The organism is Rathayibacter sp. PhB179 (assembly GCF_004345345.1).
Lineage (GTDB): Bacteria > Actinomycetota > Actinomycetes > Actinomycetales > Microbacteriaceae > Rathayibacter > Rathayibacter festucae.
On the sequence record NZ_SLVD01000003.1, the window covers coordinates 70,951 to 83,196 of the forward strand.

Here is a 12,246-nt window from a genome sequence, read left to right on the forward strand (position 1 = left end):
CTATGACCGACCCCGCCCCCGCCATGGACCCGGCGTCCGACACCGAGATCCGAAACCTCGTCGCGCGGTTCGGCCTGGCGTGCACCAAGCACGACACCCCCGCGTTCCGCGCGCTCTGGGCGGAGGAGGGCACCTGGCGCATCGGCGAGCCCTTCGCGCAGGAGGCGACCGGGCCGGACGCCTGCGTCGAGATGCTCGACCGGCTCTGGCAGGGCAACGACTACTTCCTGCAGTTCACGACTCAGGGGCCGATCGACATCGACGGCGACGAGGCGCACTCCGAGTCCCTCTGCCAGGAGTTCGCCCGCGGCCCCGAGCGCTACTACCGCACCAACGGCATCTGGACCGACCGCCTCGTCCGCCGCGACGGCCGCTGGCTCTTCGCCGAGCGCAGCTACCGGTGCCTGTGGCTCGACCTCTCCCCGTTCAGCGGGGACGTCTTCCCGCTCCAGGGCGACTGACGACGAACGGGCGGAGACACGGAGACACGGAGACGTCGCGGCTCCGTGATCCCCTGGCGATGCTCCGGTCCCGCGGGTCGCGCAGCCGAAGCGGCCCGGGCACATGCGCGCCGTCGGGCCGCTTCATCGTGGTGGTGGAGCAGGTGCTCAGAAGCCGCCCGCGGGGCGCACCCGGTAGTGCTCCTCGAGTGCGGTGACCTCGTCCGGGGTGAGGTCCACCCGCAGCGACGAGTTCCGCACCTGGTGGGGAGGGCACACCGTCCGCACCCACACCTCCGGCACCAAGCGCCTCCACCACCCCGACGTCGGAGAGATGACCGTCGCCTACGAGTCGCTCCCCGTCCCGTCCGCCGCCGGCCTGCACCTGGCCGTCTACCTCACCGACCCCGGCAGCGCGTCGGCCGACGCCCTCGACATCCTCCGCAGCGTCGCCGCGACACCCCTCCCGCGCGAGGCCGTGCCTCATGCGTCCTGATTCACGGCGACGTCCGGGTATCCGCCCCCTCACGGGACAGTGTCGTCCCTACTCGCATCAGGGTCTGCTGCCCGACGGGACGGACGCCGGTCAGCTCGGCGCCGAGGTGGTGCATGAGTCCCTGCCGGTCGAAGCTGCGCCGGATGCGGGCGTCGAGGGCGGGGTCGTTCGATTCGTGCGTCACGGTGTCGTCCTCAGAAGGTGTGCTCGGCGGCGGGGAAGGTGCTCGCGGCGACGTCGGCCGCGAAGTCGCGGGCGGCGGTGTGCAGGGCGCCGTGCAGGTCGGCGTACTGCTTGACGAAGCGCGGGAGGCGCCCGGTGCGAAGTCCCGCCATGTCCTGCCAGACCAGGACCTGCGCGTCGCACTCGACGCCGGCGCCGATCCCGACGACCGGGATGGAGACGGCCCGGGTGATCGCCGCGGCGACGTCGCCGGGGACCATTTCGACCAGCAGCGCGAAGGCGCCCGCGGCTTCGAACGCGCGCGCGACGGCGATCAGGCGCTCGGCGTCTCCGCCGCGACCCTGGACGCGGTAGCCGCCGAGGACGTGCTCGGACTGCGGGGTGAAGCCGATGTGCGCCATGACAGGGATGCCGGAGCCGACGAGCTTCTCGACCTGCGGGACCATCTCGCTCCCGCCCTCGAGCTTCACCGCGTGCGCGCCGCCCTCCTTCAGGAACCGCACCGCGGTGTGGAACGCCTGCTCCGGCGAGCCCTGGTACGACCCGAACGGCAGGTCCGCGAGCACGAGCGAGCGGGTCGCGGCGCGGGCGACCGCGCGCACGAGGGGCAGCAGCTCGTCCACCGTGATCGGCAGCGACGTCTCGTTCCCCAGCACGTTGTTCGACGCGGAGTCCCCGACGAGCAGCACGGGGATCCCGGCGTCGTCGAAGATCGCGGCCGTGTACATGTCGTAGGCGGTCAGCATCGCCCACTTCTCGCCGCGCTCCTTCATCCCGCGCAGGTGCGGGATCCGCACGCGCGGTCGGGGTGCCGTCGCGGGCTCGGGCGCGGAGGTGTAGGGGGCGGGCTGTTCAGGCATCGGTGGTCCTTCGCGGGTCAGGTGAGGGAGGTGGTGAAGTGCGCGATCTGCTCGACGAGCAGGAACAGGCCGATGCCGATCATCGCCGCTCCCGACACCCGCGAGACGACGCGGGCCGCCGCCGGCCGAGTGGAGAGAACGGCTCGAGCGCCGAAGCCGACGCCGAGATAGACGACGGCGCAGGTCGCGATGTGCAGCGCCGCGAGGAGCACGATCTGCACGACCAGCGGCAGCGGCGCGCCGGGCCTCGTGAACTGCGGCAGCAGCGCGAGGAAGAGCAGGAACACCTTCGGATTCAGGCCGCTGATCCCGAAGCCGCGCAGCAGCCACCGGCTCCGCCGGACGGGCGCGAGCTCGTCGTCCGCGCGCGGTACCGGCGGACGGCGCAGCGTCCCGACGCCCAGCCACAGCAGGTAGCCCGCGCCGGCGATCGTCAGGACCGTCAGCGCGCCCGGGAGAGCAGCGAGCAGCGCGCCGACTCCCGCGGCGACGATCGCGGCGTGCACGGTGTGCCCGAGCAGCAGACCGGCGACGGCGGCCGGGACGACGCGGCCGCGCAGACCCGCCGCGATCGCGAACGCCCAGTCCGCACCCGGCGTGAGCGCGAGAGCGATCGACACCAGCCAGAACGCTCCGACAGCCTCCACCGGCACGATCCACGCTCCACTCCGGCCGCGCTCCACGCCGCCAGCACGCAAGAGTAGGGAGGATCCGGCGCGAAGTGCTTGCGAATACTGCGCGGGAGACGCCCCGATCGGGAAGAATCGTCGCCATGGACGCCGTGGACAGGAAGATCCTTGCCGAGCTGCAGGCGAACGGGCGGATCTCGCTCACCGACCTCGCTGCGCGAGTGACGCTGAGCGTCTCCCCCTGCCACCGCCGCGTCCGCGCGCTCGAGCAGGCCGGCGTCATCACCGGATACCGCGCCCGGCTCGATCACGCCGCCCTCGGCCTCGGCTTCCAGGCCCTCATCTTCGTCACGATGCGCTCCAGCGACCGCGACACTCTGCACGCCTTCGAGAGCGCCGTCAGCGAGCAGCCGAACATCCTCGACGCGCAGCGCCTCTTCGGGAAGCCCGACTACCTCCTGCGCGTCGCCGCCCGCGACCTCCCCGCGTTCCAGCAGTTCTACGACGACCAGCTCGCCGCCCTCCCGGGCGTGCAGCTCCTCACCTCCACCCTCGTGATGAAGAACGTGATCGAGGACCGCACGCTCCCGCTCTGATCACGCAGGTCCGATCCGCGCCATTTCAAGGACCGGTTGACGACCCCTACCGAACTGATTCATGCCGCGGTGATCGCGAAGAGCCCGCCGATCCCGACGGCGTAGAGGACCAGGACGATCAACGAGTCCACCCCCATGCCGGCGATGCGGCGCGAGGGTCGGAAGATCAGGCCGACGACGTAGACGAGGGTCAGCAGCGCGGCGAGCGCCGTGAGGTAGATGTCCGACGAGCCGGCCTGCGGCAGGACCGCATTCCCGGAGAGCACGGTCGCGACCAGGAAGAGGACGGGCAGGAATGCGTTCCCGCCGAAGATGTCGCTGATGGCGAGGTTGTCGTCACCCTGCTTGATCGCCTGCAGTCCGGTCGAGATCTCGGGAAGGGAGGTGGCCAGTGCGAGGACCGTTGCTCCGAACAGGACTCCCGACAGGCCGAGCTGCGAGGACGCGGCGTCGCCCGTGCGCTCGAGGACGACGCCGGCGATCAGAGTCGCGAGGGCCGAGACGGAGAAGACGATCGCCGCCTTCCGGGTGCTCATCGACTGCTTCTTCGTATCGCTGGAGCGGGGCGGTGTCGCGTCGGGCGCGCGACCGTCCTCGTGCCACAGGAGGTGGTGGCCGGCGCGCTGCACGAGCAGCAGGCCCACCACCCACAGCGCTGCGATCAGCACCACATCGGGTGTCAGGCGCAGCACCTCCAGACCGGAGGGCAGCTGACTGCCGGCGATGACCACGGCGAGCACCGCGACGACCACCAGGCCCTCGAGCACGAGCGTCAGCGACGCCGCGCGGTAGGTGAGCGGCTTCACGCCCTTCCCCCGCTTGCCGAAGACGTCGAGCACGACGAGCACGACCGTCTGGAGAGCGATCCCGCCGAGGATGTTGCCGACGGCCACGTCGAGGTTCCCCGAGAGCGCCGCGGACACGGTGATCGCGATCTCCGGCAGGTTCGTGGCCACAGCGAGGACGATCAGCCCGCCCAGAGCGCTGCCGAGGTGGAGGCGCGCGTCCAGCACATCCGTCGCCTTCGAGAGCTGGATCCCTGCCACCCAGACCACGGCCGCAGCGGCGAGGAAGATCACGACGAGCACGAGAAGAGGAAGACCATCCATCCCGCCAGTGAACCGCTTCGACGACGACCTCGAGAGCCCTTGCGCATTCGTCCGCTGCTCTTCGACACCCGCGCCCAGCCGATCGGCGACGCACTGCAGAAGTGGGCGAGCACCGTCGCCGGCGTCGCCCGCGTCGTCGACAACGACGACAGCCCCGCCCTGCTGCGCAGCGAGGCCGAGCGCACCGCCGCCGTCTCCCTCCTCGACACCTTCCCCCACATCCCCCTCGCCGTCTCGACCCCGATCGCCATGCCCTCCGGCGCCACCCTCCGCGCCGCGATCGAGCACCTGCACGCCCACGCCCACCTCCCCCTCGCCATCGACGACGTCGCGACCGCCGCCGGCGTCAGCGTCCGCGGGATTCACGCCCTCTTCCGACGCGAACTCGACGTCACCCCGCTCGACTACCTCCGCCGCATCCGCCTCGACCGCGTCCACGCCGAGCTGCGCACCCTCGAACCCGGCACCACCACCGTCGGCGAGATCGCCGGCCGCTGGGGCTTCACGCACCTCGGCCGCTTCTCCGCCCACTACGCCCGCCGCTTCGGCGAATACCCCAGGAACACCCTCTCCGCCGACTGAACCCAGCGCCGATCACACGCCGACTCCTCACCCTCCGCCTTCATGACCGGTAGACCATCTCCTACTGGGACGCTGCCTGCTCTCCCGCAACTGCGCGGCGACCGGCGTCCGCTTGATGGCGATACAGCGACGCACGACTCCACCCGACGAGACGAGCAGCGTCTTCAGCAGTGCGCCCACGTGCTCGCGCGTCCGCGGCATTCGCGAGCTTGTCCGCGACCACCGCAGGATCCGACAGAGGACGGCCGAAGCGCGTTCCGCTCGCACGCGCGGCGGCGATGCCGGCGTTCACTCGCTCGACGATGAGCTCCCGCTCGTACTCCGCGAGCGTAGCGAGCATGTTCAGCATCAGCCGGCCCGTCGACGTCGACGGGTCAATGCCGTCCGAGATCGACCGCACCTGCACCCCTCGCTCACGCAACAGATTCACCGTGTCGAGAACGTCGATCAGTGACCGGCCGAGACGATCCACTCGCCAGACGACGACAGTATCCCCGTCCTCGGCGTACTCGAGTAGAATCTTCATCCCGCGCCGAGCAAGATCGACCTCACCGCCGCACTGGCTGCCGCCGACGTCTCGGCGGCAGCCAGGCTCGACGCCCACATCGCCAAGCTCTGGGACTCGAAAATCGACCCCGACGCGACCCGCTCCCTCTTGAGGGAACTCGCCACCGAGCTAGCTGACGTCCGAGCGCGTTTGAATGCCGCGCTGAGCCCCGCCTGGTGGACGGAGGCCAGCTCCGACGCGATCCTCCAGGCGTACGAAGACGCGCGGGTGTGGACGCGCAGCAATCCCGACTGCGACGAGCTCACAGGACTCTTCGTTCAAGTGGTCCACAGTCGCACCTAGCAGCCGCCTCTCTCATCGACGTCGACCCGCCTGAGATCCCGATCCTCCGCCAGTGTGGGTGCGACACGAACTGGCGCTAGAACACCGCCACGCAGTGCCGCGATGCACAGATTCTCGCGGCGCTCGGTGGCGCATCTCCATGTACCGGTGGACGATCCCCATACGGGATGGGCGGGCAGCCTCCCATACCGTCACTAACGTGACGTTTTGACAGCATGATGACATACCGTGGTCGGATGCACCCTCCGCAGCTCACTGAGCACGACCCGCCCTTCCAGGATCTGGTGCTCAGCGTCCTCCACCTCAGCAACGTCCTCTCCGCATCCGGGGATCGCCTCGTCGCTGATCTCGGGTTGACCTCGGCGCGCTGGCAGATCCTCGGCGCCCTCGCCGCGGGTGCGCCGCGGCCGGTCGCCTGGCTCGCCCGCGACCTCGACGTCTCCCGGCAGAACGTCCAGCGGATCGTGAACGACCTCGAACGCGACGGCTTCGTGGCCTTCCAGCCCAACCCGCACCACCGGCGCGCGCAGCTCGTCACCCTGACGCCGGAGGGCGAGACCGTGCTCGCCGCCGCCGCCGCCCGCGCCGCGCCCTGGGCGGGGAACGCCGCCGCAGGGCTCGATCCGGCCGCCGTCGACACCGCCCGACGCGTGCTCCACGCGATCGGCACCGCGGTCCAGGCCCACGACACAGACTCCCGCCCGAAGGACGCATCATGAACGACCGACCGGACCTCCCGCCCCTGCTCAAGTACGGCAACGCTGCGGTGAAGCTCCTGAACCGACTCGGCGTCCCGGCCGGGCCGCCGAGGATCCTCACCGTCCGCGGACGCGTCAGCGGACAACCGCGTTCCACGCCCGTCTCGATCGTCACTCTCGAGGGCGCCCGCTACGTCGTCGCCGGGCGGCGGATGGAGTGGGTGAAGAACGTCCGCGCGGCGGGCGAGGGCGAGATACAGCGCGGCCGGCGACGAGAGAGGGTGGCCTTCACGGAGCTCCCCGAGGAGCAGCGCGGCGCCGTCCTCCGCGCGTACTGGCATCAGCACAGCCAGGGACGAAAAGTCGCCGCGCGCATCTTCGAGGCCGGCGGGAACGCGGGCCCCGACGACTTCGCCGCGGCCGCCCCGCGCTGCGCCGTGTTCCAGCTCACGGTGGTCCAGCTCGATCGCTGACCCGAGAACCGCCTCGCCACTCCGTACCGGTCGACGATCCCCACAAGGCACGCTCTGGAGGGACGCCCGCCGCCTGTAGCTTGTGGACATGCGTCCACTGAGGAGACGACTACCGGGCTGGGCGCTCGTGCTCCTGTCGGTCCCGCTCGGTCTCGCCTCGATAGCCCTCGGATGGACCTTCGACGGGATCGATCCCTTCAACGTGCAATGCTCGCGAGGACCGTTCCCCGAGGCGGGCGATCTCTCCGTCGAGTCCGTCCGCATCACCGGCGATCCGACGCTCCTGCCCCTGGGGGTGAACTGCGCCTACGACGCCGACGGCGATGACATCGGCCCGCAGACGGTCCATCACTACGACTTCCCTGCGACGGTCGGCCTCGTCGTGAGCGTCCTCGCCTTCGGCGGCGGCGGTGCCCTCGTCCTCGTCCGCGACTTGGGGCCATCAGCGCCCGCCAGACCATCCCCTTGCGGGACGCCACCTCACGTCGGCTCGTCGCGCGGGCGCCCTCATGCCAGGATCGGGCCATGGGGATCAGCAGAATCGGAATCACGCTCTCGATCTCGGCTCTAGCCGGCGTACTCGTGCTCTCCGGCTGCACCGCGGACGAGACCGCCGGCGCCGAATCGTCGACAGTTGCTGTCGAATCGTCGGGCGTGGATTCGGCAGGCACGCCGGGTCCGGCCGCGTCGGACGACCCTCAGCTCAGTGCATTCGAGCAGCAGCTCCCCCTGAGGGGCGACTTCGTCAATCAGCAGACCGAGACGACAGGATCGGTCCTGATCGAGCGCCGCGCGGACGGATCGACCTGGGCGACCGTCACCGGATTCTCGACCGGTGACGCCTCTGATCTGAGGCTGGAGCTCAAGGAGGGCGCGCTCGAGCAGGACGGCTCGGGCGCCTGGGTCGACACTGCCGGCTACTCCTTCGACATCGGTCCCCTGGACCCGGAACAGCCGGACCAGGAGATCGCGATACAGGGAGCACACACCATGCCGGCGATCAGAACCCTCACCGCCATGAACTACGAAGGCCCCGATTACCCGTCCTTCGGGTCCGTCTCCCTGGAGAGGTAGCTCATCGCGCGCTCGTCGACGCCGAGACGGAGCGCGGCTTCGGAGGACATCGCAAAGCAGGCGAAGGGATGAGCCGGTGACACGACCGCGATCAGACGCGAGAACGGTCCGCGCGAGGATCCGTCTCCGTCCGACCAGCGACGGCGGCCGGCAGGCGCCCATCGGTCTCGACGGACGGTATCGACCTCATGCGGTCGTCGTCGGCGGCGACGGAGCGCCTCTCGGCGTGATCGTGCGCAGCAGCGAGGCTGCGGAAGTCGAACCCGGCGAGACGAGCGAAGTGATCCTTCAGCTTCTGTACGACATCGACTACAGCTCCCTCAGCGCCGGAGCGGACTTCACCATCGTTGAAGGCACCGAGGCCGTGGGCGACGGACGAGTCCTGTGAAACAGCCGCCTGAGGAGGCCGCCGTGCTCGGGAGGCACGGTCGAGCGTTCCGCCTGATGACGCCCGAGCAGGAACCCCGTACCGAACGGCCGGCGCATCGGTCCTCAGCGCAGCGGTAGCGGTAACCGCGATCCGGCGCTTGCGTCGGAGATCTGGCCGCAACTGCTCGATCAGCGCGCTGCGGGGCCTCGGCCACCGCCGTGGTGGCGAGACTGCGGGTGACGATCGGTCACTCCTGAAGAAGGGCCGTGTCGACCAGCGGTTCTCCGAAGGCGGTGCGGGATTTGTCGACGTCGAGCGTGCGCGGCTCCCCTTCACTCCGGTCGCGCAGGCGCTGCCGGGGTGTCGTCTGCTGCGATTCGCCGTCGGCGCCGCCCCGTCGGCAACGCCGTCGCCGGCTCGCCTGCGGTCGTCCCGCCCGCAGCAGGCTCATCCCCCGAAGCCCGCTGTCTAGGGTCGAGTCATGGACTCCGTCTGGCCCGCCGTCGTCGCCCTGCTCGGGGGATCCGTGCTCGCGGTCGTCGGCCTGGTGCCGTGGGCGGCGCTGCAGTACCGGCGGCGCGGCGAGCTGGGGCTCGGGCCGGCGATCCTGGCCTTCCTCACCGTCGTCTACGCGCTCGCGCTCGTCACCTACACGCTGCTGCCGCTGCCGGACGCGAGCACGGTGGAGGCGCTGTGCCGCACCCCGTCGTCGCCGCAGCTGCGGCCCTTCACCTTCCTCGCCGACATCGCGAAGGAGGGCGGGCTGAGCGGACCGCTCTCGATCGTGACGAACCGGGCGTCGGCGCAGGTGGTCTTCAACGTGATCCTCTTCGTGCCGCTGGGGATGCTCGTGCGCCAGGTGGTCCTGCGGGGCCGGCTCGCGGCGGGCGTGGTCGCGGGCGGTCTCGCCGGGCTGGCGGTGTCGCTGCTGATCGAGTTCACCCAGCTCACGGGCGACTGGTTCCTCTTCCCCTGCGCCTACCGCCTCTTCGACGTCGACGACCTGCTGGCGAACACTGCGGGCGCGCTGCTCGGCACGGTGCTCGCTCCGGTGCTCGTGCTGCTCACCGGACGCCGCGCCGACCGCGACGCGGGGCACCCGCGGCCGGTGACCCTGCGGCGCCGGCTGTTCGGGATGCTCTGCGACGCGCTCGTGCTGACCCTGGTGTCGGGGACGCTGGCGTCGGTGACCGCGCTCGGCCTCGCGCTCCTCGAGCCGGGCGTGCCGCCGGGGCTCGCGCCGCTGGTGCTGGGCGTCCTCGCCTTCGTGGCGCCGGCGCTCCAGCTCGTGCTCGTGCTGCGCACCAGGCGGACGATCGGCGAGGCGGTCGTCCGCCTGACGCCGTCGACGCCGCCGGCGCTGTGGCAGCGGCTGGTCCGCTGGGCGCTGGGGTCCGGCGGCTGGGCGGCCGCGCTCGCCTCCCCGCTGCCCGGCTCCGGGACCGGCGCGACGCTGCTCGTCCTGGCAGCGCTCGTCGGGGTGCTCGCCACCCGGGACCGCCGCGGCTTCGCGAGCGCGGTGGTAAGGCTGCGGGTGATCGACGACCGGGCGGCACCTGCCGAGAACGCCGCGGACGCGATCGACTCCCGCTGACCAGGACGTCCGCACATCTCGCTGGAGTGACGTTATAGTGAGAAACGCGAAGTGTCACTGGATCGCCACGAGCGATCCGTCTCCCTCCGCACCCACCACCTCTCGACTCCTGGGGACGCCTCCGTGACCGCCACTGCCACCCGCGCCGCGACCTCCCCGGCGCCCGCCGCCGTGAGTCCGTCGGGATGAGCGGCGGCGACGACCAGAAGGCGGCCTCCCGCCCCTACGACGCCCGTCGGCGGCGCGAGCGCGGCGACACCGATCGCGCGCAGACCCGGGCGCGGATCCTCGACGCCGCCGCGGGACTGTTCCTCACCCAGGGCTATGCGGGGACGACGATCTCGCAGCTGGCCCGCGCGGCCGGAACCTCCGTGCAGACCATCTACCTCGCGATCGGCGGCAAGGCCGACGTGCTCCGCGCGCTCACGGCGGCGATGACGACCGGGGAGGACTCCGAGGCGGGCGTCACCGACCAGGACTGGGTCGCGGCGGTCGCGGCGGAGTCCGATCCCGAGCGGCAGCTGCGGCAGCTCGCCCACCACTCCGTCGCCCTGGCGCAGCGGGCCGCGCCGCTCTGGAACGTGATGGCCGCCGCCGCGCAGGACGACCCCGCCCTCAGCGAGGACCTGGCCCGGCAGAGCGCCGGCCGCCTCGCCGACCAGCAGGCGTTCGCCCGGCTCGTGCGCGGTCCGCTGCGCGACGACATGACCCCGGAGCAGGCGGGCGACATCCTGTACGCCCTCGCCAGCCCGCAGCTCTGGAACCTGCTCGCCCTCGACCGCGGCTGGAGCGCCGAGCAGCTCGAGCGGTTCCTCGGCGACGCGCTCACCCGCCTGCTCCTCCCGCCACGCGCCGAGAGCCCCGCGCACCTCCCCGAAGACCCCGAGCACCACCCCGAACCGACCTGACCGAGGAGCCGTCGTGGCCACCATCCTGCTCTGCAGCACTCCCCTCTACGGCCATCTCGCACCGCTGCTCGCCCTCGGCAGGCATCTCGCCGAGCGCGGGCACCACGTCATCGTGCTGACCGGCTCCGCCTTCGAGGAGCGCGTGCACGACGCCGGCCTGCACCACGAGGCGCTGACCGGTCGAGCCGACTTCGACGAGCGCGACGAGGCGAGCTTCCTGCCCGATCTGCACCGGCACCGCGGCCTCGCGCTCTCGCGGTACCAGGTCGAGCAGACCTTCGTGGCGACCCTGCCGGAGCAGCACCGCGCCGTCCGGGCGATCCTCGACCGGGAGCGGATCGACACCGTCCTGACCGACTCCTTCTTCGCCGGGATCCTGCCGCTGCTCGAGGCGGACCCGGCCTCGCGCCCGCCGATCCTCGGCGTCGGCATCGGCCCGCTGGTCCAGGTCAGCCGCGACGTCGCCCCGTTCAACACAGCGCTGCCGCCCTCCGCCACGCCGCTCGGGCGGCTGCGGAACCGCGCGCTGAACCTGCTCGTGGCCCGCTTCCTCTTCGCGAAGACCCAGCGGCTCGCGGAGCGGCTGGTGCAGGAGGCGGCAGGCGTGCCGCTCCGCACCTTCGTCCTGGACTTCACCGCGGCGTTCGACCGCTTCGTGCAGCTGGGCCCGGCGGAGTTCGAGTACCCCCGCTCGGACCTCAGCCCGAACGTGGTCTTCGCCGGACCGATTCCGAGCGCCCCCTCTCCGGCCGCCCTGCCCGACTGGTGGGCCGACCTGCACGACGGCCGCCCGGTGGTGCACGTCACCCAGGGCACCCTCGACAACCACGACCTCGGGAAGGTCGTCCGCCCCACCCTCGAGGCGCTCGCGCACGAGGAGGTGCTCGTCGTCGTCAGCACCGGCCGCGCGCCGCTCGCCTCGCTCGGCCCGCTGCCGGCGAACGCCCGCGCCGCGGAGTTCCTGCCCTACGAGCAGCTGCTGCCGCTGACCTCCGTGATGGTCACCAACGGCGGCTTCGGCGGCACCCTCCTCGCCCTCCGCCACGGCGTCCCGCTGGTCGTCGCCGGCGCCGCCGAGGACAAGCCCGAGGTCGCCGCCCGCGTCGCGCACTTCGGCGTCGGCGTCGACCTGCGGACCGGGCGTCCCTCCGCCGAGGCGCTCGGCACGGCGATCCGCGCCGTCCTGCGCGACCCCGCCTACCGCGCGCGAGCCGTCGAGATGGCGGCGGCCATCGCCCGATGCTCCCCGCTGGCCACGATCGACGACGAGCTGAGCCGCCTCCTGCGGGGGGAGCGGAGGAGCTGAGAGCGCTCCCGGGCGACCGGCCCCCGCCTGACCCCCGAGGGGGATCACGACCGACGCCGGCGCCTCCCCCGCCGCTAG

General features: G+C 71.6%; 16 protein-coding genes. 11 read left to right on the top strand and 5 right to left on the bottom strand.

Going from position 1 to position 12,246, the window contains the following annotated elements; all coding sequences use genetic code 11:
• Window positions 1-2: 2 nt before the first annotated feature.
• Window positions 3-461 carry a nuclear transport factor 2 family protein gene (locus EDF43_RS07555; protein WP_123735700.1) on the top strand — a complete coding sequence of 153 codons (459 nt, stop codon included), beginning with the start codon at window positions 3-5 and terminating at the stop codon, window positions 459-461.
• Between the two features lie 208 nt (window positions 462-669).
• Window positions 670-936 carry a hypothetical protein gene (locus EDF43_RS07560; RefSeq protein WP_132436165.1) on the top strand — a complete coding sequence of 89 codons (267 nt, stop codon included), beginning with the start codon at window positions 670-672 and terminating at the stop codon, window positions 934-936.
• Between the two features lies 1 nt (window position 937).
• Here the strand turns inward: EDF43_RS07560 and EDF43_RS07565 are convergent, their stop codons facing one another.
• From EDF43_RS07565 to EDF43_RS07575, 3 genes are read right to left on the bottom strand one after another with little or no spacing between them, the layout of a single operon-like run.
• Window positions 938-1,120: a hypothetical protein gene (locus EDF43_RS07565; protein ID WP_132436166.1), complete on the bottom strand. Its 183-nt coding sequence runs from the start codon at window positions 1,118-1,120 to the stop codon at window positions 938-940.
• A 10-nt stretch (window positions 1,121-1,130) separates the two neighbouring features.
• Window positions 1,131-1,979 (bottom strand): 3-methyl-2-oxobutanoate hydroxymethyltransferase, encoded by an 849-nt coding sequence (panB, locus tag EDF43_RS07570; protein ID WP_132436167.1) that lies wholly within the window; start codon window positions 1,977-1,979, stop codon window positions 1,131-1,133.
• 17 nt (window positions 1,980-1,996) lie between these two features.
• Window positions 1,997-2,626: a LysE family translocator gene (locus EDF43_RS07575; RefSeq protein ID WP_347812538.1), complete on the bottom strand. Its 630-nt coding sequence runs from the start codon at window positions 2,624-2,626 to the stop codon at window positions 1,997-1,999.
• A gap of 125 nt (window positions 2,627-2,751) precedes the next feature.
• On the opposite strand from EDF43_RS07575, the gene EDF43_RS07580 reads away from it, so the two are divergent.
• Window positions 2,752-3,204 carry an Lrp/AsnC family transcriptional regulator gene (locus tag EDF43_RS07580; protein WP_132436169.1) on the top strand — a complete coding sequence of 151 codons (453 nt, stop codon included), beginning with the start codon at window positions 2,752-2,754 and terminating at the stop codon, window positions 3,202-3,204.
• Window positions 3,205-3,263: 59 nt separating this feature from the next.
• Here EDF43_RS07580 and EDF43_RS07585 read toward each other — a convergent pair whose 3' ends face one another.
• Window positions 3,264-4,313, bottom strand: coding sequence for a sodium:calcium antiporter (locus tag EDF43_RS07585; RefSeq protein WP_132436170.1), 1,050 nt, complete (start codon window positions 4,311-4,313; stop codon window positions 3,264-3,266).
• A 39-nt stretch (window positions 4,314-4,352) separates the two neighbouring features.
• On the opposite strand from EDF43_RS07585, the gene EDF43_RS07590 reads away from it, so the two are divergent.
• The gene (locus EDF43_RS07590) at window positions 4,353-4,895 is read left to right on the top strand and encodes a helix-turn-helix transcriptional regulator (protein WP_132436171.1); all 543 of its coding nucleotides are present in this window, start codon (window positions 4,353-4,355) and stop codon (window positions 4,893-4,895) included.
• A gap of 61 nt (window positions 4,896-4,956) precedes the next feature.
• Here EDF43_RS07590 and EDF43_RS07595 read toward each other — a convergent pair whose 3' ends face one another.
• Window positions 4,957-5,499 carry a recombinase family protein gene (locus tag EDF43_RS07595; protein ID WP_243646256.1) on the bottom strand — a complete coding sequence of 181 codons (543 nt, stop codon included), beginning with the start codon at window positions 5,497-5,499 and terminating at the stop codon, window positions 4,957-4,959.
• Between the two features lie 482 nt (window positions 5,500-5,981).
• Between EDF43_RS07595 and EDF43_RS07600 the strand changes: the two genes are divergently transcribed.
• The 7 genes from EDF43_RS07600 (at window position 5,982) to EDF43_RS07630 (ending at window position 12,168) form a co-directional block, all read left to right on the top strand.
• Complete coding sequence (locus EDF43_RS07600; RefSeq protein ID WP_123735707.1) at window positions 5,982-6,464, top strand: MarR family winged helix-turn-helix transcriptional regulator; 483 nt, start codon at window positions 5,982-5,984, stop codon at window positions 6,462-6,464.
• A complete protein-coding gene (locus tag EDF43_RS07605; RefSeq protein WP_132436172.1) occupies window positions 6,461-6,916 on the top strand; it encodes a nitroreductase family deazaflavin-dependent oxidoreductase in 456 nt (151 codons plus the stop codon). Before EDF43_RS07600 ends, EDF43_RS07605 begins: the two co-directional genes overlap by 4 nt.
• A gap of 525 nt (window positions 6,917-7,441) precedes the next feature.
• The gene (locus EDF43_RS07610; protein ID WP_132436173.1) at window positions 7,442-7,990 is read left to right on the top strand and encodes a hypothetical protein; all 549 of its coding nucleotides are present in this window, start codon (window positions 7,442-7,444) and stop codon (window positions 7,988-7,990) included.
• A 226-nt stretch (window positions 7,991-8,216) separates the two neighbouring features.
• The gene (locus tag EDF43_RS21745) at window positions 8,217-8,378 is read left to right on the top strand and encodes a hypothetical protein (protein WP_165909049.1); all 162 of its coding nucleotides are present in this window, start codon (window positions 8,217-8,219) and stop codon (window positions 8,376-8,378) included.
• Window positions 8,379-8,841: 463 nt separating this feature from the next.
• On the top strand, window positions 8,842-9,954 hold the full coding sequence (locus EDF43_RS07620; protein ID WP_132436174.1) for a VanZ family protein: 1,113 nt from the start codon (window positions 8,842-8,844) through the stop codon (window positions 9,952-9,954).
• 185 nt (window positions 9,955-10,139) lie between these two features.
• The gene (locus tag EDF43_RS07625) at window positions 10,140-10,862 is read left to right on the top strand and encodes a TetR/AcrR family transcriptional regulator (protein WP_132436175.1); all 723 of its coding nucleotides are present in this window, start codon (window positions 10,140-10,142) and stop codon (window positions 10,860-10,862) included.
• Between the two features lie 13 nt (window positions 10,863-10,875).
• The gene (locus EDF43_RS07630) at window positions 10,876-12,168 is read left to right on the top strand and encodes a glycosyltransferase (RefSeq protein ID WP_132436176.1); all 1,293 of its coding nucleotides are present in this window, start codon (window positions 10,876-10,878) and stop codon (window positions 12,166-12,168) included.
• Window positions 12,169-12,246 lie beyond the last annotated feature (78 nt).